At 72.9% G+C, this 25,176-nt stretch carries 23 protein-coding genes; 13 read left to right on the top strand and 10 right to left on the bottom strand.

Annotation, left to right across the window (positions count from 1 at the left end; all coding sequences use genetic code 11):
• Positions 1-83: 83 nt before the first annotated feature.
• The 4 genes from dnaJ to AB0O91_RS09475 all read left to right on the top strand — a co-directional run bounded on the left by dnaJ (position 84) and on the right by AB0O91_RS09475 (position 4,224).
• Positions 84-1,238: a molecular chaperone DnaJ gene (gene dnaJ, locus AB0O91_RS09460; RefSeq protein WP_363429644.1), complete on the top strand. Its 1,155-nt coding sequence runs from the start codon at positions 84-86 to the stop codon at positions 1,236-1,238.
• Positions 1,239-1,245: 7 nt separating this feature from the next.
• On the top strand, positions 1,246-1,794 hold the full coding sequence (locus AB0O91_RS09465; protein ID WP_363429646.1) for a helix-turn-helix domain-containing protein: 549 nt from the start codon (positions 1,246-1,248) through the stop codon (positions 1,792-1,794).
• 217 nt (positions 1,795-2,011) lie between these two features.
• Positions 2,012-3,010, top strand: a complete 999-nt coding sequence (locus AB0O91_RS09470) for a hypothetical protein (RefSeq protein ID WP_363429648.1) — start codon at positions 2,012-2,014, stop codon at positions 3,008-3,010.
• 587 nt (positions 3,011-3,597) lie between these two features.
• The gene (locus tag AB0O91_RS09475; protein ID WP_363429650.1) at positions 3,598-4,224 is read left to right on the top strand and encodes a hypothetical protein; all 627 of its coding nucleotides are present in this window, start codon (positions 3,598-3,600) and stop codon (positions 4,222-4,224) included.
• 7 nt (positions 4,225-4,231) lie between these two features.
• Here the strand turns inward: AB0O91_RS09475 and AB0O91_RS09480 are convergent, their stop codons facing one another.
• The 7 genes from AB0O91_RS09480 to AB0O91_RS09510 form a co-directional block, all read right to left on the bottom strand.
• Positions 4,232-5,203 (bottom strand): LuxR family transcriptional regulator, encoded by a 972-nt coding sequence (locus AB0O91_RS09480; RefSeq protein WP_363429652.1) that lies wholly within the window; start codon positions 5,201-5,203, stop codon positions 4,232-4,234.
• Positions 5,196-5,351 carry a LuxR C-terminal-related transcriptional regulator gene (locus AB0O91_RS09485; RefSeq protein WP_363429816.1) on the bottom strand — a complete coding sequence of 52 codons (156 nt, stop codon included), beginning with the start codon at positions 5,349-5,351 and terminating at the stop codon, positions 5,196-5,198. The genes AB0O91_RS09480 and AB0O91_RS09485 overlap by 8 nt, the downstream gene beginning before the upstream one ends.
• A gap of 9 nt (positions 5,352-5,360) precedes the next feature.
• Positions 5,361-6,161: a LuxR family transcriptional regulator gene (locus AB0O91_RS09490; protein ID WP_363429654.1), complete on the bottom strand. Its 801-nt coding sequence runs from the start codon at positions 6,159-6,161 to the stop codon at positions 5,361-5,363.
• The gene (locus AB0O91_RS09495) at positions 6,158-7,117 is read right to left on the bottom strand and encodes a LuxR C-terminal-related transcriptional regulator (RefSeq protein ID WP_363429656.1); all 960 of its coding nucleotides are present in this window, start codon (positions 7,115-7,117) and stop codon (positions 6,158-6,160) included. Before AB0O91_RS09495 ends, AB0O91_RS09490 begins: the two co-directional genes overlap by 4 nt.
• Positions 7,110-8,036 carry a LuxR family transcriptional regulator gene (locus tag AB0O91_RS09500; RefSeq protein ID WP_363429658.1) on the bottom strand — a complete coding sequence of 309 codons (927 nt, stop codon included), beginning with the start codon at positions 8,034-8,036 and terminating at the stop codon, positions 7,110-7,112. The genes AB0O91_RS09495 and AB0O91_RS09500 overlap by 8 nt, the downstream gene beginning before the upstream one ends.
• A complete protein-coding gene (locus AB0O91_RS09505; RefSeq protein WP_363429660.1) occupies positions 8,026-9,018 on the bottom strand; it encodes a LuxR C-terminal-related transcriptional regulator in 993 nt (330 codons plus the stop codon). Before AB0O91_RS09505 ends, AB0O91_RS09500 begins: the two co-directional genes overlap by 11 nt.
• A 642-nt stretch (positions 9,019-9,660) precedes the next feature.
• Positions 9,661-10,875 (bottom strand): TDT family transporter, encoded by a 1,215-nt coding sequence (locus AB0O91_RS09510; protein WP_363429662.1) that lies wholly within the window; start codon positions 10,873-10,875, stop codon positions 9,661-9,663.
• A 70-nt stretch (positions 10,876-10,945) separates the two neighbouring features.
• Between AB0O91_RS09510 and AB0O91_RS09515 the strand changes: the two genes are divergently transcribed.
• Entirely contained in the window at positions 10,946-11,986 is a 1,041-nt protein-coding gene (locus tag AB0O91_RS09515; RefSeq protein ID WP_363429664.1) for a LysR family transcriptional regulator, read from the top strand.
• A gap of 144 nt (positions 11,987-12,130) precedes the next feature.
• Positions 12,131-14,737: an ATP-dependent chaperone ClpB gene (gene clpB, locus AB0O91_RS09520; protein WP_363429666.1), complete on the top strand. Its 2,607-nt coding sequence runs from the start codon at positions 12,131-12,133 to the stop codon at positions 14,735-14,737.
• A 161-nt stretch (positions 14,738-14,898) separates the two neighbouring features.
• On the opposite strand, the gene AB0O91_RS09525 is transcribed toward clpB, so the two are convergent.
• Positions 14,899-15,165, bottom strand: coding sequence for a helix-turn-helix transcriptional regulator (locus tag AB0O91_RS09525; protein ID WP_363429668.1), 267 nt, complete (start codon positions 15,163-15,165; stop codon positions 14,899-14,901).
• Positions 15,166-15,608: 443 nt separating this feature from the next.
• On the opposite strand from AB0O91_RS09525, the gene AB0O91_RS09530 reads away from it, so the two are divergent.
• Together AB0O91_RS09530 and AB0O91_RS09535 are read left to right on the top strand one after the other, a co-directional pair.
• Positions 15,609-16,163: a YbjN domain-containing protein gene (locus AB0O91_RS09530; RefSeq protein ID WP_363429670.1), complete on the top strand. Its 555-nt coding sequence runs from the start codon at positions 15,609-15,611 to the stop codon at positions 16,161-16,163.
• A 204-nt stretch (positions 16,164-16,367) separates the two neighbouring features.
• Positions 16,368-17,531: a pyridoxal phosphate-dependent aminotransferase gene (locus AB0O91_RS09535; protein ID WP_363429672.1), complete on the top strand. Its 1,164-nt coding sequence runs from the start codon at positions 16,368-16,370 to the stop codon at positions 17,529-17,531.
• A 71-nt stretch (positions 17,532-17,602) separates the two neighbouring features.
• On the opposite strand, the gene AB0O91_RS09540 is transcribed toward AB0O91_RS09535, so the two are convergent.
• Complete coding sequence (locus AB0O91_RS09540) at positions 17,603-17,857, bottom strand: hypothetical protein (RefSeq protein ID WP_363429674.1); 255 nt, start codon at positions 17,855-17,857, stop codon at positions 17,603-17,605.
• Between the two features lie 723 nt (positions 17,858-18,580).
• Here AB0O91_RS09540 and AB0O91_RS09545 point away from each other — a divergent pair.
• The 4 genes from AB0O91_RS09545 to pyrE all read left to right on the top strand — a co-directional run bounded on the left by AB0O91_RS09545 (position 18,581) and on the right by pyrE (position 22,806).
• Entirely contained in the window at positions 18,581-19,108 is a 528-nt protein-coding gene (locus tag AB0O91_RS09545) for a DUF2617 family protein (RefSeq protein WP_363429676.1), read from the top strand.
• Between the two features lie 298 nt (positions 19,109-19,406).
• Positions 19,407-20,999 (top strand): polyamine aminopropyltransferase, encoded by a 1,593-nt coding sequence (locus tag AB0O91_RS09550; protein ID WP_363429818.1) that lies wholly within the window; start codon positions 19,407-19,409, stop codon positions 20,997-20,999.
• A gap of 78 nt (positions 21,000-21,077) precedes the next feature.
• Complete coding sequence (locus tag AB0O91_RS09555; protein WP_363429678.1) at positions 21,078-22,226, top strand: hypothetical protein; 1,149 nt, start codon at positions 21,078-21,080, stop codon at positions 22,224-22,226.
• Positions 22,227-22,269: 43 nt separating this feature from the next.
• A complete protein-coding gene (gene pyrE, locus AB0O91_RS09560; RefSeq protein WP_363429680.1) occupies positions 22,270-22,806 on the top strand; it encodes an orotate phosphoribosyltransferase in 537 nt (178 codons plus the stop codon).
• Between the two features lie 164 nt (positions 22,807-22,970).
• Here pyrE and AB0O91_RS09565 read toward each other — a convergent pair whose 3' ends face one another.
• Entirely contained in the window at positions 22,971-23,690 is a 720-nt protein-coding gene (locus AB0O91_RS09565) for a VTT domain-containing protein (RefSeq protein ID WP_363429682.1), read from the bottom strand.
• 374 nt (positions 23,691-24,064) lie between these two features.
• On the opposite strand from AB0O91_RS09565, the gene fbaA reads away from it, so the two are divergent.
• Positions 24,065-25,087: a class II fructose-bisphosphate aldolase gene (gene fbaA / locus AB0O91_RS09570; RefSeq protein ID WP_363429684.1), complete on the top strand. Its 1,023-nt coding sequence runs from the start codon at positions 24,065-24,067 to the stop codon at positions 25,085-25,087.
• Positions 25,088-25,176: the final 89 nt, after the last annotated feature.

The following is a 25,176-nucleotide window of genomic DNA, read 5'->3' on the forward strand; positions in this document are numbered from 1 at the left end:
CTCCGCAGCGCGCTGTCAACAGCGCTTCATCCGGCCCCTGTTGACAGCGCAGTGACGATGGACATCGGGAGGTGGCGGAAGCCATGAGCGGCAAGGACTTTGTCGAGAAGGACTACTACAAGGTCCTCGGCGTGCCCAAGGACGCCACCGCCACCGAGATCAAGAAGACCTACCGCAAGCTGGCGCGCGAGTTCCACCCCGACGCGAACAAGGGCGACGCCAAGGCCGAGGAGCGCTTCAAGGACATCTCCGAGGCGTACGACGTCCTCTCCGACGAGAAGCGCCGCAAGGAGTACGACGAGGCCCGCAGCCTCTTCGCCAACGGCGGCTTCCGCACCGGCGGCCCCGGCACCGGCAGCTACAACTTCGACTTCGGCGACCTCTTCAACGGCAGCCAGGGCGGCGGTGGCGGTGGCGGGCTCGGCGACGTCTTCGGCGGCCTCTTCAACCGCGGCGGCACCCGGCAGGCCCAGCCCCGGCGCGGCGCCGACGTCGAGACCGAGGTGACGCTCTCCTTCGAGGAGGCCGTCGACGGCGCGACCGTCCCGCTGCGGATGACCAGCCAGGCCCCCTGCCGTCTGTGCAACGGCACCGGCGCCAAGTCCGGCACCACCCCGCGGGTCTGCCCGACCTGCGTCGGCGCCGGCACCGTCAGCCGCGGCCAGGGCGCCTTCGCGCTCTCCGAGCCGTGCAAGGACTGCCGCGGCCGCGGCATGATCGTCGACGACCCGTGCCCCGACTGCCACGGCAGCGGCCGGGCCAGCTCCGCCCGCACCATGCAGGTCCGCATCCCGGCCGGCGTCCAGGCCGACCAGCGGATCCGGCTCAAGGGGAAGGGCGCCCAGGGCGAACGCGGCGGCCAGCCCGGCGACCTCTACGTCACCGTGCACGTCGACCCGCACCCCGTGTTCGGCCGCAAGGGCGACAACCTCACCGTCACCGTCCCGGTCACCTTCCCGGAGGCCACCCTCGGCGCCACCATCGAGGTGCCCACGCTGAACGGCCCCGCCGTGAAGCTCAAGCTCCCCGCGGGCAGCGCCAACGGCCTCACCATGCGCGCCCGCGGCAAGGGCGCCACCCGCAAGGACGGCACCCGCGGCGACCTCCTCGTCACCGTCGAGGTCGTGGTGCCGCAGCACGTCACCGGCGACGCGCTGGACGCACTGGAGCAGTACCGCGAGGCCACCGCCTCCGACGACCCGCGAGCCGCTCTCTTCCGGGCGGCGAAGGGAGCGTGACGACCAGATGTCCCCGAACCCGATGAACCCGAACCCGATGAACCCCGTCGGCCCCGACGGTGCCATCGGCCCCGGCCTCGGCGAAGGCCTCCCCGGCAACGGCCCGCGCCGCCCCCGCCGGGCCGCCGCCCCGCCGCAGTACGTACTCACCGAGGACACCCCGGTGTACGTCATCTCGGTCGCCGCCGAGCTCTCCGGCCTGCACCCGCAGACCCTGCGCCAGTACGACCGCCTCGGCCTGGTCAGCCCCGACCGCACCGCCGGGCGCGGCCGCCGCTACTCCGCCCGCGACATCCAGCAGCTGCGCGAGGTCCAGCGGCTGTCCCAGGACGAGGGCATCAACCTGGCCGGCATCAAGCGGATCATCGAGCTGGAGAACCAGGTCACCGCCCTCCAGTCGCGCATCGCCGAGCTGGCCGACTCCCTGGAAGGCGCCGCCAGCGCCCTCCAGCAGCGCGAGGCCGCCGTCCACGCGTCCTACCGCCGCGACCTCGTCCCGTACCAGCCGCCGAGCCCGCAATCCAGCGCCCTCGTCGTCTGGCGCCCCAAGCGCTGACCGGGGACCCGCACCGCACCACCAGCCGCCGGCTCCCTCCTGTTCGGGGGGTGCCGGCGGTTGTGTCGGCGTGGCAGGCTCCTTCCTGCCACGTGGGAGCAGGTTCGGTCATGCGACAGTTGCAGCGAAATCTGGTAGTGAATACAACCGAGTAAGGCCGAAAGGTCCAAGCCGAGGCAGGGAGCAAGACATGAGTGGGACTGAGGCATCCGGTCCCATGGCCAACGCCTACAGTCAGCTCTCCCCCGAGGCCAGATCTCTCTACATGGCCGTCCTGCGGGAACCCGGGAGGGTGATCGCTGCCATAGCGGACGAAGGCGATCGCGGCTCCCTCCGCGAATTGGTCGATATCGGCTTGTTGGTACCGGATATAGAGGATCCGGGAATGCTCGTCGCCGTCGACCCAAAGCAACTCGCCAGCGCTCTCACGGCGACCTGGCAACGCAAGGCCCTCGATCTGCTCAGCCGGGCCGCTGCTCTGCCCACCGAGTTCCAAGAGCTCACCCACGCCTATGGCAACGGGGGAAACGAGGCGCACGACGGTGGCCCGATCGAGCACCTCCACGGCCTGGCCGAGATCAACCGCCGACTGGTCGACCTCATGGAAGGCAGCCGCGAGGAGGTGCTGAGCGCCCAGCCGGGTGGGGGCTCCCGCTCCTTCCCGACTGAGGCGGCCATCGCCCTGGACACCGACATGCTCCGGCGCGGAGTCTCACGACGCACGCTGTACCAGCCGAGCACGCGGTACTCCGCTCCCACGCGGGCCTACGTCGCGGCCATGACCACCGCCGGCGGCGAGGTCCGTACGCTGGGCGAGCCGTTCACCAGGATGATCATCGTCGACCGCACCGCCGCGATCATTCCGGTCAGCGGCGACCAGCAGCGGGCAGCATTCATCCAGGACGAGGCCGTGATCGGCTTCATGGTCAGCTTGTTCGAAAGCTTCTGGGAACGCGCCATCCCGTTCCAAGGAGGGCTTGACGTCCCCCCAGAGGTCGTTTCGAGGCTCCGCGAGAACATCCTCAGGATGATGCTGCAGGGCATCGGCCATCGCGTCATAGCCAGGAACCTGGGCTTGAGCGAGCGCACACTCGCCCGCCACATCGCCGAGCTACGGGACGAATACGCGGCCGACACCCTGTTCCAACTGGGCTGGAAGCTGTCCGAAAGTCACCGCACCATGCCGCTGTTCAACGACACCGAGACGCCCTACTGAGGCACGCTCAAGTCCAAATCACATCATCAGCGATGGTGGCAGCGGCAAGGTTCCGGGCAGCCGTGGACTGCGCCTGGAAGGCAGCAGGCTGCTTGGTCCAGATCACGTCGGCGTGCACGGGAGCCGAACTAAACAGAACCGCCACTACAGCCAGTGCTATAGCGGTCGCACACCGACGCGCCTCACGCACTGTGACCACTCCCCTTCGGACAATGTTGAACGCTCAGCGAATCGACCGCGCATGAGCCACAGCGCTGATTATGCTGCACAATCCCGAACGTGTCAGCGAGAGGTGCTCCACAACACTCTTGTCCGGCCTAACTCTTCCAAAGTTCCGAGCGCAGTCGAAGACGGCCAGCATGTCATCTCTCTGCCATGCAGCGAGATGACACCTCAGGCCAGTGGACGCGCAGGCCGGCCCGGCGACACGATCAGTGCACCGACTGATCGCCACGTACGAGCGTGACACATCGGATGTGTTCACATCAACTTCCTCTGAACGACCGTCTTCGGTGTGAGAACCACCAAACAGCAGCAGCCGCTGGGCCCCGTCCCCCCGACCCGGTCGGCCTTTCAATGGAGTCGACATGACTGACCACTACCAGGGCTCCGCTTCCCGTCACCTCAGCAATGACCCTGAGGGTCGGCGTGCACGTGTCTTCCTGGCCGCGCCGCTGATGCGGCTGACCGGCCCCGCGGACAGTGTGGTGACGCTCGCCAGCCGGACGCGGCTGACGACGCTCCGCACCACCCTGCTCCGCAGCGGTGCCGCCGTGTACAGCGCGCACCACAGCGACGCCTGGACCGTCGCCGGTCGTGCCCCCGAGCCCCGGGTGCCCTCCGACTTCCGGGCCCTGCAGTCCGCGGACCTGGTCTTCGCCTACGTCGGAGCCCCGCTCTCGGCTGGGGTCAGCCTCGAACTCGGTTGGGCGTCGGCGCTGCGGAAGCCGATCGTCCTGCTCGTCGACGAGGCCATCACCCACAACCCGCTGATCGCCACCATCGAGCAGGTCGCCCCCGTCCTGCCGCTGGTCTTCGACGACACCTGGTCCCAGGAGGCCCTCCACCACACCGTGGAGACCGCACTCGACTGGGCCGGCATGGCGCTCTCCCTCCGCGAGGGCTTCTGGACCGCCCCCGGCGACCGCTTCAACGTCCCCCGTCAGCAGTCCGCCGTCCCCGGCTACTGGCCGACCGGCGCCGCCACCGGCTGAGCGGAGCTCACCCACCGGACTCCCCCGTCCGGGCTCCCCGCATCCGCCAGCCGAGTTGGAACAGCGTCTCCGCGTCGTGGACCTCACGCAGCCGGGCGATGTGGCCGGCCACCGTCCGCTCGCTCAGCCCCATCCGGCTGGCGATCGCCCGCTGCGTGAGCCCCCTGGCGAGCAGCCGACCCACCTGCTCGTGGATCGCGGGCCCCGAACCCGCCACGGCCAGCAACTCCCAATCGACGGCCTGCGCCTGCTCCCACTGCTGCTCGAAGACCCCGACCAGGTACGCGATCACCGAGGCGTCGTCCACCAGGGCGACGACCGTGTTGTCCGAAGCCGCCGGGATCATGGCGACCGTGCGGTCGAAGATCAGCGTCCGCGTGAACGCGCCTTCCAGCACGCGGATCGGGGAACCGATGCGCGTCGATTCCCGGGCGAAGTCGACGGTGGCCTTGTCCAAGCACGCCGAGGGCTCGAAGGTCGTACGGATGGAGCCGCCCGCTTCGACGTAGCGGCGGCTCTGCCTCAACGAATCCATCATGTGCTCCGGCGGACGCGCACCACCGGGCTGTGCGCAGAGGGCCTCGTGCGGGTAGTCCTTGACCAGTTGGGAGATCAGGTGCCGGATCTCCACCATCCCGGCCACCCGCCGCACTCCGCCGACAGGCTCGACGCGGCGCGGGGCGGTGTCGTACGCGTGAGTCAGGTCCTCCAGCAGATCGGGGACCAAGGCGGCCCGGGCCAACAGGCGGGCGCTCTCCTCCCGCAGGTCCGCCCCGATGCGCTCACCGACGGCGCGTGGGTTCACCGCGCTGTAGGTGCTGTCAGCGGTCCGGAGGACGAGCAGCCCCAGGCCCGCGAGTTGCTCGACGGCCCGCTCGTCCTCGGGCTGGACCTCGCAGGTGCGGATCCGGCCGCCCTCGGCCAGGATCGCGCGGTAGAGCTCGCGGGCGGCCGCGTCGGGGAGATCGAGGTCAGACATCGCGGGCACCCCTCATCTGCCAGCCGAGTTGGAACAGCGTCTCCGCGTCGTGCAGTTCGCGCAGGCGGGCGATGTGGCCGGCGACCGTGCGCTCGCTGACGTTCAGCCGGGCCGCGATCGAGCGCTGGGTGAGACCCCGGGCGAGCAGGCGGCCGACCTAGTCACGGACCTCCGGTTGGGGTGAACGCTCCTCCAACGCATCCCAGTTGACCGCATCGGACTGCTGCCAGAGCTGCTCGAAGGCATCGACGATGAAGGCCAGCATCGCCGGGTCGTCGACGATGGCGGCGCTGTTGAGGTCTGGATCGGCGGGGATGACGGCGACGGTGCGGTCGAAGACCAGGAAGCGTTTGAACGGGCGGTCCAGGTCCCGGACCGCGCAGCCGAGCCGGACGGCGCCTGCGGCGTAGGAGACCGAGGGGGTGTCGCTCCGGGCCGCGCGCTCGAACAGGCAGCGCATGGTGCCGCCACGTTCGAGGTAGCGCCGGGTGCGGACGAGGGACTCCTCCAGTTGTCCGGCGTCGCGGGCGGCGCCGGGCTGGGCGGTCAGACTCTCGCTGGGGAACTCCTGGGTCAGCTGCTCCACTTCGTGCCGGATCGCCGCCTTGCCGGTGATGACCCGGGCACCTCCACGGCCGGGCTCCCGGCGGGGCGCGGTGTCGTAGGCCCGGGTGAGCTCGCGCAGTTGATCGGGGATCCGGTCCGCTTCGACCAGCAGCCGGGCTCCGGTACGGCGGAGGTCGGCTCCGATCCGCTCGGCGACCGAGCGGGGGTCGACGGCGCTGTAGGAGCTGTCCACCACTTGCGGCACCAGCAGCCCGAACTCGATCAGCCGGTCGAGCGCTTCCCGGTCCGCCGGGCCGATGTCGGCGGCGCGGATGCGGCCGCCCTCGCGCAGGATCGCGCGGTACAGCTCATGGGCGGCGGCGTCGGGGAGGGTGATGCCGTGGTCGGTCATCGGCGCTCGCCTCGCATCTGCCAGCCGAGTTGGAACAGCGTCTCGGCGTCGTGCAGTTCGCGCAGGCGGGCGATGTGGCCGGCGACCGTGCGCTCGCTCAGGTTCAGCCGGGCCGCGATCGAGCGCTGGGTGAGGCCCCGGGCGAGCAGGCGGCCGACCTGGTCGCGGGTGCCGGAGTCGCCGGAACCCTCGGCGAGTGCGCGCCAGTTGACGCGCTCGGCCTGCTGCCAGTGCGTCTCGAAGTCCCGGACCAGGAAGTCGACCACCGTCGGGTCCTCGACGAAGCCCGCGCTGCTGTTGTCCGGGGCCGCGGGGATCACCGCGACGGCCCGGTCGAAGATCATCAACTGCCTGAACGGGACGGGCAGGAGGCGGATGCGACAGCCGACATCCGTCAGCCGTGCGGCCGTCCGGACCGTCGGGCCGTCGTACCGGGCCCCGACCTCGTAGATCGTGCGCAGCGATCCGCCCGCCTCGAGGTAGCGGCGGGCGTGCTCCACGATGTCGTCCGCGGCATCCGCCGGTCGAGCGCCGCCCGGGTGGAGGGCGAGGGCCTCGCTGCGGAACTCTTCGGCGAGTTGGGAGACCCGGTGCCGGATGTTGTCGAAGCCCTCGACGATCTGCGTGCCGCCGGTGTGGCCGTGGCGCCGTGGGGCGGAGTCGTAGGCGGTGGTGAGGTCGTCGAAGAGGTCGGGCACCTCCTCCGCCTGGACCAGCAGACGGGTGCCGGCCGCCCGCAGACCGGCCGAGATCCGGGCGGTGACCGCGCGCGGGTCGATCGCGCTGAGCGAGCCGGAGGAGGCGTACGGCTTCAACAGGCCGAGGCCCACGAGGGCTTGGACGGTCTCGGCGTGCTCCTCCGGGACGTCCGCGCTCCTGATCCAGCCGCCCTCGCGCAGGATGGCGAGGTACAGCTCGCGGGCGGCGGGGTCCGGGAGGGCCGTGGGGTCAGTCATGGCGTTCTCCGCGGAGGTGCCAGCCGAGGTGGAAGAGGGTCTGGGCGCCGTAGCGGTCGCGCAGGCGGGCGATGTGGCCGGCGACGGTGCGTTCGCTGAGGCCGAGGCGGGTGGCGACGGCCCGCTGGGTGAGACCGCGGGCGAGCAGGCGGCCGACCCGGACGGTGGTGGGGTGGGGGGCGCGCAGGTAGTGGTCGGCGGGGGTGGCACGGGCCCAGTCGCGTTCGAAGTGGGCGACCAGGTAGCCAACCGTGCCGGGGTCGGTGACGATGGCGCCGCGGTCGGGGTCCTCGGTGGGCAGGACGGCGACGCTGCGGTCGAAGACCAGGACCTGTTCGTACGGCTCCCCGAGGACCCGGATCCGGGCGCCCTGCCGGCTGCGGAGGGAGAGTTGGCGCAGTGCGGCGGGGTCGCCGAGGGTGTCCGGCTGGTGGAGGACGCGCAGTGCGCAGCCGCGCCGGAGCAGGGCGAGGTCCTGGGTGAGGGTGGACCGGAGGGCGGCGGCGGGCTGCGGGCCGGGGCGGGCGGCGAGGAGTTCCTCCGTGCAGCCGGCGAGCAGTTCGGGGACGCAGTCGGGGACGCGGGTGACACCGCCGGGCCCGTCGGCGGCGGCGGGCGCGGACGGCCCGTGGAGCGCCTCGTAGGCGTGCGAGAGCGGCCGGAGGTCTCCGGGGAGCCGTTCGGCGTGGAGCAGTAACCGGGTGGCGCGCAGGCGGAGTTCGGCGCCGATCCGGTCGCCGAGGGAGCGCGGGTTGGCGGCGGTGTAGCCGGTGGGGGTGGGAGTGAGGAGGCCGCGGGCGACGAGGGCGGCGACGGTGGGGTGGTCGTCGGGGGCGAGGTCCTCGGGGAACAGCCGGCCGCCGGCGCGGACGGCGGCGAGGTAGAGGGCGCGTTCGGCCGGGCCGGGCTCATCGGTCATCGCGGGCGCCTCGCATCAGCCAGCCGAGCTGGAAGAGGGTCTGGGCGCCGTAGCGGTCGCGCAGGCGGGAGATGTGGGCGGCGACGGTGCGTTCGCTGAGGCCGAGGCGGGTGGCGACGGCCCGCTGGGTGAGGCCGCGGGCGAGCAGCCGGCCGACCCGGTCGGGGACGGTACGGGCGGGGCTCTGGCCGAGGGCGGCGGCCTCGGCGGTGTCGGCGCGGGCCCAGTCGCGTTCGAAGCCGCCGATCAGGAAGGCGAGGGCGGCCGGGTCGCTGATGAACGCGGCGGTGCTGTTGTCGTCGTTCGCGGAGATGACGGCGACGCTGCGGTCGAAGACGATCAGCCGTTGGAAGGGTTCGTCGAGGACCCGGATCTGCGAGCCGTGCCGGGTGACCATGTCGGCGTAGGCGAGCGCGGCCGGTTCGGCGAGGGCGACCGGCTGGTAGATGGTGCGCAGCGAGCAGCCGCGCTGGAGGAGTTGGACGTCCTGGGCGAGGGCGACCTGGAGGGTGTCGGCGGGGCGCTGGCCGGGCTGGGCGGTGAGGACCTCGGAGCGGCAGTCGGAGACCAGTTGGGAGATCCGCTGGCGGATGTGGACGTGGCCCTCGACGTAGACGGCACCGCCGGGGCGGCCGGAGGGGCGGGGCATCGCGTCGTAGGCGCGGGTCAGGCCGTCGAGGGCGCCGGGCAGGTTCTCGGCGCGGACCAGCAGTCGGGTGGCCTCGCTGCGGAGTTCGGCGCCGAGCCGGTCGCTGACGGAGCGCGGGCTGACGGCGGTGTAGCAGCGGTCCATCCGGTTGACCATGACCAGGCCGATGTCGAGGAGTTGCCGCAGCGCGGCCCGGTCGGCGTCGGTGGTGTCGGCGAACGGGATGCGGCCGCCCTCGGCGATGATCGCCAGGTAGAGCTGCCGGGCGGCCTCGTCGGGTTCCTCGCCCTCGAGTGCCGCGTGGTGCGGCGTGACCGCCGGTTCCGCCGTCACGTCGCTCTCTCCCCTGCCGGACGTGTCCCCCTGGTGCTCCCGCCCGTGCGCGCTCCGTGCGCTGCGCGGGGCCGGTGACCGGGCGTCCCACCGTACCGGTCGGACAGCGGACCCCCGGGGCCGGGTGCCGTCGCACACGGGCTCCCGGGGGCCGCCATCGGCACGCCAAGGCTCAGACGCTTCCGTCGAGGCGGAGCAGCAACGCCTCGCCGGCTCCGTCCGGGGGCCATCACCACACATGGACCCCGGCCGGGGCTCTTCCCCCCCGTTCCACCGGTGCGGGACGTTGCACCGGTGGCTCGTTCTGAAGAGCAAGTCGCCACCATCGGGCTGCGGTGCCCGGACGGCCTGGCGTTCCTCCACCCTCACAGCGGGACGCCCGGTGGACAAGTGCCGTCCGGGTGCAGGTTCGCGCAATTGCAGCTATCTGCATCCCGGGGCGGCCGGGGGGCCGGGGGCGGCGGGCGGGATTCCGGTAAAGGCCGAGGCCAGCGGGGGGTGGGGGCGGCGGCGGCCGGTCGGCCGTGCTCCGCCGTCCCGCCGGTGCGCGTTCCTGCAACGCCGGCGTGCTGGTGAGCAGGGGGAAGGCCGGCGGCGGAGCCGTCGGGCGGGTGCCCAGGCCCCGGCGGGCGGGCACCGGGTTCAGCGCGCCAGCAGCCGGCCGCGCAGCAGCCCGGTGACCGTGCCGCCCGCCGCCAGCACCCAGGCGGTGCCGAGCAGCAGGTAGAGCCCGACGGCCAGCCCGGTGAAGCCGCCGAAACCGGTGTGCCGGGCGAGCGCGGCGGCGCCGGTGACACAGGTGCCGACCGGGAAGGTGAACGCCCACCAGGTCATCGCGAACGGCATGCCGGCCCGCCGGGCGCGCAGGTTGGCGGTGAGCGCGACGGCCAGCCAGAGCATCGCGACGCCGATCACCGCGACGCCGTACAGCTCCGCCAGCGGCAGCAGGACGGGCGCCAGCGAGGGCAGCACCGGGCGGGCGGCGTCGGCGAGTTGGTGGATCGCGGTGACGGACTGGCCGAGCGGGCCGAGCACCAGGAACAGCGCGGGGGTGAGCACCAGGGTGGGCAGCTTGCTGTGGAACAGGCCGGTGAACACCACCGGCAGCAGCACCAGGGTGGCCAGCAGGCCGACCCCGAACAGCGCCCAGCAGCCGTACAGCATCGCCTGCTGCGGCGTTCCGGCGGGCAGGTGCGGGACCAGGGCCGGGCCGCAGGCGGAGGCGACCAGCGGGGCGACCACGGGCAGCAGCCAGGTGGGGTTGGCCTCCAGGGCGGAGACCGGGTGCCGGGTGATCATCAGGTACGGGATGCCGGCCGCGACGGCCAGCGCGTACAGGGTGCCGACGCCCCACAGCACGGCGTCCAGGGCGACGGCGGGGCCGGTGCCGATGACCCGGGAGCCGAGCAGCAGGGTGCCGAGCCCGACGGAGAGCAGGGCCATCGGCGGGCAGCCGTAGAAGACGGCGGTGGCAGGGTTGTCCAGCAGCTGGGCACGGGCCGCCTCGCGGTGCCGGGTGAGGTGCACCAGCCGGGCTCCGGCCAGCACCAGCAGGGCGGTCGCGCCGAGCGCCCACATCACCTCGCCGAAGCCGATCAGGCCGGGCACCCGCACCGGCAGGGACGCGGCGCCGTTGGCCACGATCGCGGTGCCCATCACGGCGGCGTACCAGTTCGGGCCGAGCTGGGCGAGGTCGAGACGGGGGCGGCGGGAGCCGGCGGCCGGGGTGGCGGCGGCCCCGGGAGCGGCACCGGCGGCCGGGGCCGGGGACGGACCGGCGGCGCCACCGGCGGCCGGGGAGGGACCGGCGACGGCGGCGGAACGGGTGAGCGGTTGGAGATCGGCCGAGGTGGACATGGTTCCACCGTCGCCCCGCGGTCCGGCCTCCGGTAGCGCCGCGGAGTCTATGAGGGCATAGCCTGAACCTATGGCTCTCTCCCCGCACGTCCCCGAACTGGGCGCCCTGGAACTGCTGCTCGCGGTGGCCCGGCTGGGCAGCGTCGGCCGGGCGGCGGCCGAGCTGGGCGTCAGCCAGCCGACCGCGAGCGCCCGGATCAAGGGCATGGAGCGGCAGATCGGGGTCCCGCTGCTGGAGCGCTCGCCGCGGGGCAGCCGGCCGACCGAGGCGGGCCGGCTGGTGGTCGAGTGGGCCCGGCAGGTGGTGGAGGCGGCGCAGGCCCTGGACGCCGGGATCGACGCGCTGCGCGAGCGGCGGGACGCCAAGCTGCGCGTGGTGTCCAGCCTGACCGTCGCCGAGTACCTGATGCCGGGCTGGCTGCTGGCGCTCGCCGAGGCCAGCCCGGGGACGGCGGTGACGCTGCGGACGGCGAACTCGGCGGAGGTCGCCGGGCACGTGCTGGCCGGGGACGCCGACCTCGGCTTCGTCGAGGGGCCGTCCACCCCGCCCGGGCTGACCGGCGCGGTGGTGGCGGCGGACCGGCTGGTGGTCGTGGTGCCGCCCGGCCACCGCTGGGCGCGCCGCCGCACCCCGCTGACCGGGCCGGAGCTGGCGGGCACCGCGCTGGTGCTGCGCGAGCCGGGGTCGGGCACCCGGGAGGTGCTGGAGATGGCGCTGGCGCCGTACGGGGGTCCGGCGCGGCCCCGGATGGAGCTGGCCTCGTCGACGGCGCTGAAGGCGGCGGCGATGACCGGGGCGGGGCCGGTCTGCCTGAGCGAGCTGGCGGTGGTGGAGGAACTGGCCACCCGGCGGCTGGTCGAGGTGCCGCTGGCGGAGGAGCTGGACCTGCGGCGGCCGCTGCGCGCGGTGTGGCCGGCCGGGCAGCGGCCGGGCGGGCCGGCCCGGGAGCTGCTGGGGCTGACCCGGCGGTCCGCCAAGCCCGTGAGACCCGGACGGCCCGGGCGGCCGGTGAAGGCCGTGAAGCCCGTGAAGCCCGCGAACGCCACGAAGGCCGTGAAGCCCGCCAAGACGGTGAAGGCCGTGAAGCCCGCGAAGCCCGCGACGGCCTGAGGCTCACGGGCGACCGACCCTCGCGACCGTGCGCCCCCACCGGCCCGCCGCGCGGCCCCGGGAAAAAGTTGAGCGGAATACACTCAACTTAGTGCATGCTGTACGTAGCAGTAGTGAAGGACGACGAGGGAGGATCCCCCAGCAGTGGACGCGAGCAAGTTCACCACCAAGACGCAGGACGCCCTGTCCGCCGCGATCCGGCAGGCGGGCTCGGTCGGCAACCCGGACGTCAAGCCGGTGCACATCCTGATCGCCCTGCTGGAGCAGCCCGAGGGCATCGCCCGGCCCCTGCTGGAGGCGGTCGGGGCGAACGCGGCCCGGATCGACGCCGAGGCCCGCCGCCAGCTGACGGCCCTGCCCAGCGCGATGGGCTCCACGGTCGCCGCCCCGCAGCTCGCCCGGGACACCCTCGCCGTGCTCACCGAGGCCGGCAAGCGCGCGGACGACCTGGACGACCAGTACGTCTCCACCGAGCACCTGATGGTCGGCCTGGCCGCCGAGGGCGGTCCGGTCGCCGAGCTGCTGGTGCAGCAGGGCGCCACGCCCAAGGCCCTGCTCGCCGCCTTCAAGGACGTCCGGGGCAGCGGCCGGGTCACCTCGCCGGATCCGGAGGGCACCTACAAGGCCCTGGAGAAGTACGGCACCGACCTCACCCAGGCCGCCCGGGACGGCAAGCTCGACCCGGTGATCGGCCGGGACGTCGAGATCCGCCGGGTGGTCCAGGTGCTCTCCCGCCGGACGAAGAACAACCCGGTGCTGATCGGCGAGCCGGGCGTCGGCAAGACGGCCGTGGTCGAGGGCCTGGCCCAGCGGATCGTGGCCGGTGACGTTCCGGAGTCGCTGCGCGGCAAGCGGCTGGTCGCGCTGGACCTCGGCGCGATGGTCGCGGGCGCCAAGTTCCGCGGCGAGTTCGAGGAGCGGCTGAAGGCCGTCCTGAACGACATCAAGGCCTCCGACGGCCAGGTCGTCACCTTCATCGACGAACTGCACACCATGGTCGGCGCGGGCGCCGGCGGCGACTCCGCGATGGACGCCGGCAACATGCTCAAGCCGATGCTGGCCCGCGGCGAGCTGCGGATGGTCGGCGCCACCACGCTGGACGAGTACCGCGAGCGGATCGAGAAGGACCCGGCCCTGGAGCGCCGCTTCCAGCAGGTGCTGGTCGGCGAGCCCAGCGTGGAGGACTCGATCGCCATCCTGCGCGGCCTCAAGGGCCGGTACGAGGCGCACCACAAGGTGCAGATCTCGGACGCCGCCCTGGTCGCCGCGGCCACCCTGTCCAACCGCTACATCACCTCCCGGTTCCTGCCCGACAAGGCGATCGACCTGGTCGACGAGGCGGCCTCCCGGCTGCGGATGGAGATCGACTCCTCCCCGGTCGAGATCGACGAACTCCAGCGCGCCGTCGACCGGTTGCGGATGGAGGAGCTGGCCCTGGAGAAGGAGTCGGACCCGGCCTCGGTCGACCGGCTGGCCCGGCTGCGGCGCGATCTCGCCGACAAGAACGAGCAGTTGAGCGTGCTGACGGCACGCTGGGAGCAGGAGAAGAAGAGCCTCAACCGGGTCGGCGAGCTCAAGGAGCGGCTGGACGACCTGCACGGCGCGCTCGAACGGGCCCAGCGCGACGGTGACTTCGAGCGGGCCTCCAAGCTGATGTACGCGGAGATCCCGGCCGCCGAGACGGAGCTGGCCGAGGCCCAGGAGCGCGCCGCCGACCAGGACGCCTCCGCCTCGATGGTCAAGGAGGAGGTCGGCCCGGACGACGTGGCCGACGTGGTCGCCTCCTGGACGGGCATCCCGGCCGGTCGGCTGCTGGAGGGCGAGAGCGCCAAACTCCTGCGCATGGAGGAGGAGTTGGGCCGCCGTCTGATCGGTCAGGCGGAGGCCGTGCAGGCCGTCTCGGACGCGGTGCGGCGCACCCGTTCGGGCATCGCCGACCCGGACCGCCCGACCGGATCCTTCCTGTTCCTCGGCCCGACGGGCGTCGGCAAGACCGAACTCGCCAAGGCCCTGGCCGACTTCCTGTTCGACGACGAGCGGGCGATGGTCCGGATCGACATGAGCGAGTACGGCGAGAAGCACTCGGTCTCCCGGCTGGTCGGCGCCCCGCCCGGGTACATCGGCTACGAGGAGGGCGGCCAGCTCACCGAGGCGGTCCGCCGCCGCCCGTACAGCGTGGTGCTGCTGGACGAGGTCGAGAAGGCCCACCCGGAGGTCTTCGACGTACTGCTCCAGGTGCTGGACGACGGCCGGCTCACCGACGGCCAGGGCCGCACGGTGGACTTCCGCAACGCCATCCTGATCCTCACCTCCAACCTGGGCAGCCAGTTCCTGGTCGACCAGAGCACCCCGGAGGACAAGAAGAAGCAGCTGGTCCTGGACACCGTCCGGGCGGCGTTCAAGCCCGAGTTCCTCAACCGGCTGGACGACATCGTGGTCTTCGACCCACTGGGCACCGCCGAGCTCAGCCGGATCGTCGACCTCCAGGTGGCCCGCCTCGGCGAGCGGCTGCGCGAGCGGCGGCTCACCCTGGACGTCTCCGCGGCCGCCCGCGACTGGCTGGCACTCACCGGGTACGACCCGGCGTACGGCGCCCGCCCGCTGCGCCGGCTGGTGCAGTCCGCGATCGGCGACCAGCTGGCCCGGGCGATCCTGTCCGGCCAGGTGCACGACGGGGACACCGTCCTGGTCGAGCGGGACGAGGAGGGCGACCGGCTCACCGTCCGCGGCCGGGGGCCGCTGGAGAAGTAGCGGCACCGGGGCGGGCCGCTCCCTCGCACCGACGAGGGGGCGGCCCGCCCTGCGTGCGGTGGCGGCCCGCCCCGACCGGCCCCCTTGGCCGCGCCAGGCCCCGTTCCCCAGGACCGGACCGGGCCCCCTTGACCGCCCTCGCCGCGCCAGGCCCCCGCTCCCTAGTCCCCGGCGCCCCGCTGCCGCCGCGAGCGGTCGCGCCAGGCGCGTGCCAGCCGGTACAGCTCGGCCCCCTGCGACTCCGGCAGGCCCCAGGTCTGGGTGAGCAGCCGCAGGGTGGACACCCGGGGGCAGGACACCCCCCGCTCCAGGTCGCGGATCGACCGCACGCTCAGTCCGGACGCCTCGCCCAACTGCTCCTGCGTCATCCCCCGGTCCAGTCGGATGTCCCGCAGCAACGTCCCGAGCCGGCCACCCTCCCCGGTCACCGTACGCTCCATCCCTGCTCCCCCCTTCAGCCCGATCACCTCAACTCACCCTGTTCGCAAGGACTTTGCGTCAGACGAGTTTCGTCGCACGCTAACCGCATCCGGCCCGTACGGCAGCCGAACCCGGGCGCCGGGCGCGTGACTTGGCTCACGCACGCGCCCGGCGTGCGGACGTCCGGCGCAGCCCCGGCCACCGTGCGTGACGGCAGCCGGCGCCCGGCACCCCTCCCGCCGCCCTCCCCGGGTACTCCCCCGGGCATGCCTCCGGACCCTCCGCCCACCCCTCCCGACACCCCTTCGCACACCCCTCCGCCGGCCCCGGGACGAAGATCGACGCGCCCCCCGCCGCCCCTGTGAGCGGAGCCCCGAATGAGGCAGGATGGGAGGTGGAAAGGGCGGCCTCTCATTGCCGGCCACCACGTGCACTGAGGAAGAGGACCCCCATGAGCATCGACCCGTCGTCCATCCCGTCGTTCGGCGCGCCCCAGGGCGGCCAGCCCGGCGGCCAGGGCGGCCGGCCGGCCGGCCCTCCGCCGATCGTCGTCCCGGACCAGGCCCTGGTCACCCAGCTGCTCGACCAGATGCAGCTCAAGCACGTCGTGGACGAGGAGGGCGACCTCACCGCCCCCTGGGAGGGCTTCCGCGTCTACTACATGTTCCGCGGCGAGCAGAAGGAGCTCTTCGCGGTGCGCGCCTTCTACGACCGCGCGTACCCGCTGGAGAAGAAGGGCGAGATCCTCGACCTGATCGACGAGTGGAACCGCGAGACCCTCTGGCCCAAGGTGTACACCCACACCCACGAGGACGGCGTGGTCCGCCTGATCGGCGAGGCCCAGATGATCGTCGGCACCGGCGTCAACCTGGACTACTTCGTCACCACCACCGCGAACTGGACCCAGGCCGCGGTCGGCTTCGAGCAGTGGATCGTCGAGCGCCTCGGCCTGCAGAACGAGATCGAGGGCGAGGACGGCGAGGGTGAGGGCGGCGAGGAGGCCTGACCCAGGCCCCGGCACGCACCCCGCGGCCCGGCCGCCCGGCACCCGCCGGGCGGCCGGGCCGTTCCCGTTCCCGTTCCCTCTCCCGCTCCCGTTCCCTCTCCCGTGCGCCCCTCGTCCCGGGCACCGCCCTCGCACCCGTCGTCCTTGTCCCCGGCCCCCGGCTGGCCCAGGATGGCCCTGACGACGAGCCGTGAGGAGCCACCGATGGGTACCAGGCCGCTGCTGAACCGCCGACTGGCCGGGATGGGAACGACGATCTTCGCCGAGATGTCCGCCCTGGCCACGGCCACCGGCTCGATCAACCTCGGCCAGGGCTTCCCGGACACCGACGGGCCCGACGAGGTCCGCGAAGCGGCCGTCCGGGCGCTGCGCGAGGGCCGCGGCAACCAGTACCCGCCCGGCCCCGGCATCCCCGAGCTGCGGCAGGCCGTCGCCGAGCACCAGCAGCGCTTCCACGGCCTGACCTACGACCCGGACACCGAGGTGCTGGTCACCGCCGGCGCCACCGAGGCCATCGCGGCGGCCCTGCTCGCCCTGCTGGAACCCGGCGACGAGGTGATCGCCTTCGAGCCCTTCTACGACTCCTACGCCGCCTGCATCGCCATGGCCGGCGCCGACCGCGTCCCGCTCACCCTCCGGGCCCCGCACTTCCGCCCCGACCTGGACGAACTGCGGGCCCTGATCACCCCGCGCACCCGCCTCCTGCTGATCAACACCCCGCACAACCCCACCGGCACCGTCCTCACCGCCGACGAACTGCGCGGCATCGCCGAACTCGCCGTCGAGCACGACCTCCTGGTGATCACCGACGAGGTCTACGAACACCTCGTCTTCGGCACCGCCGCCCACCACCCCATCGCCGCCCTCCCCGGCATGCGCGAACGCACCGTCTCCATCTCCTCCGCCGGCAAGACCTTCTCCTTCACCGGCTGGAAGGTCGGCTGGGTCACCGCCGCCCCCGCCCTGGTCGCGGCCGTCCGCACCGCCAAGCAGTACCTCACCTACGTGAGCGCTGGCCCCTTCCAGTACGCCGTCGCCGAGGCGCTCCGCCTCCCCGACAGCTACTTCGACACGTTCCGGGCCGACCTGCTCCGGAAGCGGGACCTGCTGGTCGACGGACTCTCGGCGGCCGGCTTCCGGGTGTTCACCCCCGAGGGCACGTACTTCATCACCACCGACATCACTCCGCTCGGGGAGAAGGACGGCATGGAGTTCTGCCGTTCCCTGCCCGGGCGCTGCGGCGTCGTCGCCATCCCGAACGCGGTCTTCTACGACAACGCCGAGGCCGGCCAGAGCCTGGTCCGGTTCACCTTCTGCAAGAAGGACGAGGTCCTGGCCGAGGCGGTGACCCGCCTCCGGCAGCTCTGACCGGCGGCTGTGGGCGTGGACCCGGACAAGACTGACCATCAGCTCCTGCCGGTCGGGGAACGCCACGTGCGTCAGGCCGTACCACTGCTCCGGGGACAGCGGCCGACGTCACCCGCGGGACGGTAAGCGCCGTACACCGAGCCGGTCTTGAGGAAGCCGGCGTGGACGCGGTTGGTCTCACCGTCGGCGCCGTACGGTTCCGCCGGGCCGATCCCGACCGCCGTCACCGTCCCGGCCGAGGTCAGCAGCGGACGGTACACCTCCGCGGTCGACAACGCCCACCCCTTGATGTTCGAACCGGCCGCCACCCCGCCGGAGGGGCGCATCGCCCCTCCGCGCGGTTGCGACCGGCTACCGGCGCGCTTCGAGCGGCCGCGGCATCGGCGGAGCGGCGGGCAGGGGCCCAACGAGTCGGTGTTTCACGTGAGTTGGCGGCATGCCCCGGCTCGCCCGGCGGCTCGAACCGTGGGCCGCGCCGCGCCGTAGCCCGTAGCGGGTCGCTTTGTGCAAGGGGAGCGCGGCCATCCGGGGGTGCGATGCAGGAAAGGGGCGTGCGAGCGGGTTTTGCGCGCCCCCTTGGGCGGGACCAATTCTGGCCCGGCACGGGCTCCGGTTCGCCCTCAACTCCCCTGGATGGCATGCTCCTTTACTGCCGGTGAGGCAATTCCGGCGGCCTGTCCGGCACCTCCGGGCGGCCTCTCCACCCCTGTCCCGAAGGGCGGCGGCGCATGATGCGCGCGAAGAGCGCACTACCGGCGCACACGGCGCATGGGCCGGTGGCAGGGGCGCGCGCTGTGCAAAGTCGCACACCGGGTCGATCAGAGCCGGGAAGCAGGTGTGCTCGAAACGGTGAATGCTTGACAAAGTTGGGTAAATCACCGACGGACCCGGCGTATTCGTGCTTCTCTGCTGCTGAATCTCCAGCCGGAATCCTTCCTTCCACGGTCGGCCGCGCCCAGGGCCGCACAGCCACGAACAGCCTCGCCATCGCCTAGGCCTAGTCGCTGCTGCTCGGCGGGCGCGCACGGAGCTGAAACGCGGAGCCGAGCATGCTCACCACACTGCAGACCTCCTACACGGACACCCGCGCCGGTGACCTGGCCTGGTGCCTCGGCGGCGAACCGCTGCCCGCTCTCGCGGTTCGCGACCTGAGACTCGACGGCGGTCGCCCCGGCACCTCCGGCACCCTCCAGCTGCGGCTGCTGGGCGCTTCGCACCAGGTGGTGATCTCGGCCCGCCCCGGCGAATGCCTGGAGACCGTCGCCTGCCTGCCCGGCCGCCGCACCCCGCTGCCGGCCCGGGTGGCCAAGCAGGTCGGCGGCTGGGAGTACGAGTTCGCCGCCCGGATCGAGGCGCTGCCGCCGCACGACTTCGCGGCCCGCGCCCAGGAGCTGCTGGCGCTGGTCGACGGGCACCCGCGCGGCCTCGCCGGGGTCTTCCCGGGCGATCCGAGCGCGTTCACCGCGCTGGTCACCCAGGGCGGCACGGACCGCCTGCTCTGGCGGACCTGGCACGCCTACCCGCAGGAGGGGCAGCTGGTCTGCACCCGGTCCTCGCTGGTGGTGTCGGCGGCGTGACCTCGCACGACCCGGGCGGCCGGGGCCCGGGCGCCCAGAGCCCGGACGGCAGCGCCGATCCGGGCGTACGGTACCCAGTACAAAACTGTCAATCGTACGCAGGAACGATTCGTCAATCCAAAGGCTCTCGCTGTCCGTCGGATGGGCGCAGCGGTCCGTCCCGCACGTCCCCTAGCGTTTGTTCGTGATCAATCATCCGGCCGGTCCGCCCGCACGCCCGCGAGTGGACCTCGACGACGGCGCCCCACCCCGGCCCGGGCGCAGCCTCACCCCGCTGCCCGCCCGCCGTCGCTCCCGGTTGCGCGACCGCCCCCGGCTCGCCCGGCTGACCGTCCTGCTGGCCGCCTTCGTCTGCGCGGCCTGCGGACTCGTCTACGAACTCGAACTCGTGGCGCTCGGCGACTACCTGCTCGGCGACACCGTCACCCAGACCTCGGTCGTGCTCTCCGTCATGGTGTTCGCGATGGGCCTCGGCTCGCTGCTCGCCAAACGCCTCACCCGCCGACCGGCGACCGCCTTCGCCCTGGTCGAGTGCGCGCTCGCGGTCACCGGCGGACTCTCCGTCCTCGCGCTGTACTCCTGCTGGGCGTGGATCGGTCACTACCAGGCCGCGATGGTCGGCCTCACCTGCCTGATCGGCATCCTGATCGGCGCCGAGATCCCCCTGTTGATGACCCTCATCCAACGGATCCGGCGGGAGGACGCCGGACGCGCGGTCGCCGACCTGTTCGCCGCCGACTACGTGGGCGCGCTGATCGGCGGCCTCGCCTTCCCGTTCCTGATCCTCCCCCTCCTCGGCCCCGGTGACGGTGCGCTGCTCACCGGGGCGGTCAACGCCGTCGCCGGGTCCGCCGTGGTGCTCTGGCTGTTCCGGGAGGAGCCCGCGCCCCGGATACGACGGCTGCTCTGGGCCGGCTGCACGCTCGTCCTCGCCGTGCTGGCGGCCGCCGCGGTGGGCTCCGACGCGGTCGAACGCGCCGCCCGGCACGCCCTCTACGGGGACCAGGTCCGCTACGCCGCCCGCAGCCGGTTCCAGGAGATCGTGCTCACCGGCCCCGCCGAAGGCCCGCTCCGGCTCTACCTCGACGGACGGCTCACGGTCTGCGGGCCGGACGCCTACCGGGGCGACGAGGCGCTCGTCCACCCCGCGATGGGCGCCGGGGCGGACACCCGGGTCCTGCTGCTCGGCGGCGGGGACGGCCTCGCCCTGCGGGAGGTGCTGCGGCACCGGGGCGTCCGCTCCGTCCGGCTGGTCGACGCCGACCCGGCGCTCCCCCGGCTCGCCCGCACCGACCCCGGGCTCGCCGCCCTCGGTGACCACGCGATGGACGACCCCCGGGTCCGCACCACCGCGGCCGACCCGATGGCCTGGCTGCGCGGCGCACCCGACGAGGAGTACGACGTGGTGCTCGCCGACCTGCCCGCCCCCTCGGACGGCGGCCCGGTCAAGTTCCACTCCCAGGAGTTCTACGGCCTCGCCGCCCGCCTGCTGGCCCCCGGCGGCCGGATCGCCGTCCGGGCCGGCCAGGACGAAGGCGGGGGCGGCGGGGGCGGCGGGGGCGGCGGCCAGGGCCACGGGGACGGCAGCGGCGACGGGAACGACGGCGGGAGCGGCCTCTGGCGGATCGAGTCGGGGCTGCGGGCCGTCGGACTGCAGACCACCCCGTACGCGGTCCGGGGCAGCGCCACCGCCTCCTGCCGCCCCGGGCCACCGGACCGGGCCCAGGACTTCCTGCTCGCCGCCGCAGCCCCGCCCCCGCTCGCCCTCGCCCCCGACGCCCCACCGCCCCGCGCGCTCACCACCGAGACCCTGCGCAGCTCCGCCGACCGCCTCACCGCCCGCCGCCCGGCGCACCCCCCGGCCCCGCTCACCCTCCTGGGGCCGCGCTGAGACGGGGAGAGGGCTGCGGGGAAAGTCGGGCGGTGGTGGGTAGGGACCGGGCCCGGCCCAGTCGGTAGGCTCCGTGGCATGGAGCATGAGGTTGTCGTCCCGATGTCCGCAGAGCTGGTGCAGCAGGCCTTGCAGGATCCCGCGCTGCTGGCGCGGAGCGTGCCGGGGCTGAGCACCGAGCCGGCCGCGGTCGGGGCCGGGCCGGCCGAGGAGATCGGCGGACGGCTGAAGGTGCGGATCGGCGGCTCCACGATCACCTACAAGGGCGTGCTGTCGCTGATCGAGGGCCGGGGCGGCGTGCTGACCGTGCTCGCCGAGGGGCAGGAGGCCCGGGGCGACGGTGAGGCGACCGCCACCGTCCGGGTCAGTGTCGTGGACGGCGCCGAGGACGGCACCGCGACCGTCCGTTTCACCGGGGACCTGAGCGCCACCGGCCGGCTGACCGAGTTCGACGCCGAGACCCTCGACGCCACCGGACGTCGGCTGCTGGAGCGCTTCGCCACCGCGCTGACCTCACCGGACGCCCCTGCGGAGGTCGACGAGGAGGGCACCGACGAGGCGGGGACCACCGAGCCCACCGCGGCCGCCGAGCCCACCGAGCACGACCACGGGACCGCCGAGAACGCGGACAAGAACGAGGACGAGGACGAGGACGACGACACGGACGAGGACGGCCCCGGCGCCGAGGTGGTCTTCATCGAGGACCGCCAGGACCAGCCCGGCGACGACCTCGACGACGACCTCTCCGACCTGATCGCCTTCTCCGACGCCGACGCCGAGCGCTTCGGCCTCCCCACCGGCTCCGTCGACGACGACAGCGACGACGACTCCCCGGCAGCCGCGGCCGGCGGTCCCGACTCCGACGCCGATGCCGACGACGTCGACGAGCACGACGAGGCCGACCCCCGGGACGGCGTCGCCGAGGAGCTCCCCGTCGAGCCGCTGTTCGCCTACGAGGACGAGCCGGAGCTCAGCGGCCCGGTGCGCCGCAGCATCGTCGGCCGCTCGGCCGAGGAGGTGGACCACGCCCCGCCGCGCGGCCGGTACGCCCCGGCGCTGCCGGCCCGCAGCGCGCGGGCCCGGGCGGCGTCCCGCTGGGGTGGCGAGGCCGGCGGCATCGTGGTGCCCGGCACCGGCGGCCGCAGCGCGGTGCCGTGGGTGATCGGCGGCTCGGTGGCCCTGCTGGGCGGTGCCGTGGTGCTGGTCAGGGCGCTGCGTCGGCGCTAGTCGCGGGCGCCGGGTGGGCGTTCAGGGCCTAGACTGAACGCTCATGAGCAACGACCGCGACGCCCTGCTGGCACAGATCAAGGACAAGGCCGTCGTGCACGGCAAGGTCACCCTTTCCTCCGGCAAGGAGGCCGACTACTACGTCGACCTGCGCCGGATCACGCTGGACGGCGAGGCCGCCCCGCTGGTCGGCCGGGTGATGCTGGACGCGACCTCGCACCTGGAGTACGACGCCGTCGGCGGGCTGACCCTGGGCGCCGACCCGGTGGCGGCCTCGATGCTGCACGCCGCCGCCGCCCGCGGGCGCACGCTGGACGCCTTCGTGGTCCGCAAGGCGGGCAAGGCGCACGGCCTCCAGCGGCGGATCGAGGGCCCGGAGGTCAAGGGCCGCCGGGTGCTGGCCGTCGAGGACACCTCCACCACCGGCGGCTCGGTGCTGACCGCCGTCGAGGCGCTGCGCGAGGCGGGCGCCGAGGTGGTCGGCGTCGCGGTGATCGTCGAGCGCGGTGGCGCGGGCGCCGTCCAGGAGCAGGGCCTGGAGTACGTGACCGCGTACACCCTGGACGACCTGGGCCTCTGACCCGATCGACGAGCCCGTTCGACGGACCCGTTCGACGGCGGGACCCCGAGCAGCACGGAGACCCCGAACACCACGGAGGGCCGGGTCCTGTTTCACGTGAAACACGTGGAACAGGACCCGGCCCTCCGTCGTACGCGCCGTGAACGAAGGCGTGGCCGTGGGCGTCAGCCGCGCCGGTGCCGCCCGCCGGCGCTCTGCACGGTGTCGGCGGCCGGGGTCTCGACGAGGCCGGCCTTCTTCTTCTTGCGCTCCCGCACGACCTCGATCAGGATCGGCGAGATCGACAGCAGCACGATCAGCAGCACCGCCGGGATCAGGTACTTGTCGATCACCGGGGCGAGCGCGTCGCCGAAGAAGTACCCGATCAGCAGCATGGACTCGGTCCAGAGCACGCCGCCGATGACGTTCCACACGAAGAAGGTCCTGGCCGGCATCTCCAGGGTGCCGGCGACCGGGTTGAGGAAGGTCCGGACGATCGGCATGAAGCGGGCCAGCACCACGGCCTTGCCCGAACCGAACTTGTTGAAGTACTCCTCCGCCTTCAGCACGTACTCGCGGCGGAAGATCTTCGAGTCCGGCTTGTCGAACATCCTCGGTCCGACCTTGGCCCCGAGCAGGTGCCCGAGCTGGGCGCCGGCGATCGCGGCGACCGGGCAGCCGATCAGCAGCACGGCGATCGGCAGCTTGGCGCCGTCGCCGAGCACCGAGGAGGCGGCGTTCGAGGCGGCGACACCACCGATGATCAGCAGCGAGTCGCCCGGGAAGAAGAAGCCGACCAGCAGGCCGGTCTCCGCGAAGATGATCGCGATCAGCCCGATGGCGCCGACGGACGAGATCAGGGATTTGGCGTCGAGCAGATTGACGGCCAGCTGGTTGTAGTCCACGGGCGCAGGATAGCGGTCGTACCTTTCCGGCGACGTCCGGCAGACGTCCGGCCGACGTCCGGCCGGGGCCCGTCGGCGCCCGCCGGCCCCGTCCCGGGAGCACCGGCGGGTTCCGGCCGGGCCACCCGCCGCGACGTCCCGACAGGCGGGCTCCTGCTGACCTGCGGGCACGAGTCTGGGAGGATGGCACCGGCGTCCGGTCCGCAGCGGCCCACCACCCTCATGGCCGTACCGCGGAGGTCGCCTCGAACCTTGGTGCCGGAGAGCCACACCGCAGCGCCGCGCGTCGGCGGGCCGGCACGGAGTCGTCACGAAGGCGTACACAGCGTCGGACAGCACCGTCCGTACGCCGCAACCCGACAGGAGCGGATCGCATGCCCATCGCAACTCCCGAGGTCTACAACGAGATGCTGGACCGGGCCAAGGCGGGCAAGTTCGCCTACCCGGCCATCAACGTCACCTCGTCGCAGACCCTGCACGCCGCGCTGCGTGGTTTCGCCGAGGCCGAGAGCGACGGCATCATCCAGATCTCGACCGGTGGCGCGGAGTTCCTGGGCGGCCAGCACAACAAGGACATGGTGACCGGCGCCGTCGCGCTCGCCGAGTTCGCGCACATCGTCGCCGCCAAGTACGACATCACCGTCGCGCTGCACACCGACCACTGCCCGAAGGACAAGCTGGACGGCTACGTCCGCCCGCTGCTGGCAGTCTCCGCCGAGCGCGTGGCCAAGGGCGAGAACCCGCTGTTCCAGTCGCACATGTGGGACGGCTCGGCCGAGACCCTCTCGGACAACCTGGCCATCGCCCGGGAGCTGCTGGCCCAGGCCGCCGCCGCCAAGATCATCCTCGAGGTCGAGATCACCCCGACCGGTGGCGAGGAGGACGGCGTCACCCACGAGATCAACGACGAGCTGTACACCACCGTCAACGACGCCGTGCGCACCGCCGAGGCGCTGGGCCTGGGCGAGCAGGGCCGCTACCTGCTGGCCGCCTCCTTCGGCAACGTGCACGGCGTCTACAAGCCGGGCAACGTCGTGCTGAAGCCCGAGCTGCTGCGCGAGCTGCAGGACGCGATCGGCAAGCAGTACGGCAAGACCGACCCGTTCGACTTCGTCTTCCACGGCGGCTCGGGCTCCACCGCCGAGGAGATCGCCACCGCGCTGGAGAACGGCGTCGTGAAGATGAACCTGGACACCGACACCCAGTACGCCTTCACCCGCCCGGTGGCCGGCCACATGTTCGCCAACTACGACGGCGTGCTGAAGGTCGACGGCGAGGTCGGCAAGAAGAACACCTACGACCCGCGCACCTGGGGCAAGCTGGCCGAGGCCGGCATGGCCGCCCGCGTGCGCGAGGCCGCCGAGCAGCTGCGTTCGGCCGGCAAGCGCCTGAAGTAACGGTCGTCCGGCGTCACGGGCGCCGGTGACGACGAGTGCCCCCGGTGGATCGATCCACCGGGGGCACGGTCACGTCCTGGGCGTTCCCA

The organism is Kitasatospora sp. NPDC089797 (genome assembly GCF_040684795.1).
GTDB lineage: Bacteria > Actinomycetota > Actinomycetes > Streptomycetales > Streptomycetaceae > Kitasatospora.

Excerpts from the sequence above, each read along its gene's own strand:
- dnaJ (WP_363429644.1), top strand. The coding sequence starts at position 84 with ATGAGCGGCAAGGACTTTGTCGAGAAGGACTACTACAAGGTCCTCGGC.
- AB0O91_RS09465 (WP_363429646.1), top strand. The coding sequence starts at position 1,246 with ATGTCCCCGAACCCGATGAACCCGAACCCGATGAACCCCGTCGGCCCC.
- AB0O91_RS09470 (WP_363429648.1), top strand. The coding sequence starts at position 2,012 with ATGGCCAACGCCTACAGTCAGCTCTCCCCCGAGGCCAGATCTCTCTAC.
- AB0O91_RS09475 (WP_363429650.1), top strand. The coding sequence starts at position 3,598 with ATGACTGACCACTACCAGGGCTCCGCTTCCCGTCACCTCAGCAATGAC.
- AB0O91_RS09480 (WP_363429652.1), bottom strand. The coding sequence starts at position 5,203 with ATGTCTGACCTCGATCTCCCCGACGCGGCCGCCCGCGAGCTCTACCGC.
- AB0O91_RS09490 (WP_363429654.1), bottom strand. The coding sequence starts at position 6,161 with ATGACCGACCACGGCATCACCCTCCCCGACGCCGCCGCCCATGAGCTG.
- AB0O91_RS09495 (WP_363429656.1), bottom strand. The coding sequence starts at position 7,117 with ATGACTGACCCCACGGCCCTCCCGGACCCCGCCGCCCGCGAGCTGTAC.
- AB0O91_RS09500 (WP_363429658.1), bottom strand. The coding sequence starts at position 8,036 with ATGACCGATGAGCCCGGCCCGGCCGAACGCGCCCTCTACCTCGCCGCC.
- AB0O91_RS09510 (WP_363429662.1), bottom strand. The coding sequence starts at position 10,875 with ATGTCCACCTCGGCCGATCTCCAACCGCTCACCCGTTCCGCCGCCGTC.
- AB0O91_RS09515 (WP_363429664.1), top strand. The coding sequence starts at position 10,946 with ATGGCTCTCTCCCCGCACGTCCCCGAACTGGGCGCCCTGGAACTGCTG.
- AB0O91_RS09530 (WP_363429670.1), top strand. The coding sequence starts at position 15,609 with ATGAGCATCGACCCGTCGTCCATCCCGTCGTTCGGCGCGCCCCAGGGC.
- AB0O91_RS09535 (WP_363429672.1), top strand. The coding sequence starts at position 16,368 with ATGGGTACCAGGCCGCTGCTGAACCGCCGACTGGCCGGGATGGGAACG.
- AB0O91_RS09540 (WP_363429674.1), bottom strand. The coding sequence starts at position 17,857 with ATGCGCCCCTCCGGCGGGGTGGCGGCCGGTTCGAACATCAAGGGGTGG.
- AB0O91_RS09545 (WP_363429676.1), top strand. The coding sequence starts at position 18,581 with ATGCTCACCACACTGCAGACCTCCTACACGGACACCCGCGCCGGTGAC.
- AB0O91_RS09555 (WP_363429678.1), top strand. The coding sequence starts at position 21,078 with ATGGAGCATGAGGTTGTCGTCCCGATGTCCGCAGAGCTGGTGCAGCAG.
- pyrE (WP_363429680.1), top strand. The coding sequence starts at position 22,270 with ATGAGCAACGACCGCGACGCCCTGCTGGCACAGATCAAGGACAAGGCC.
- fbaA (WP_363429684.1), top strand. The coding sequence starts at position 24,065 with ATGCCCATCGCAACTCCCGAGGTCTACAACGAGATGCTGGACCGGGCC.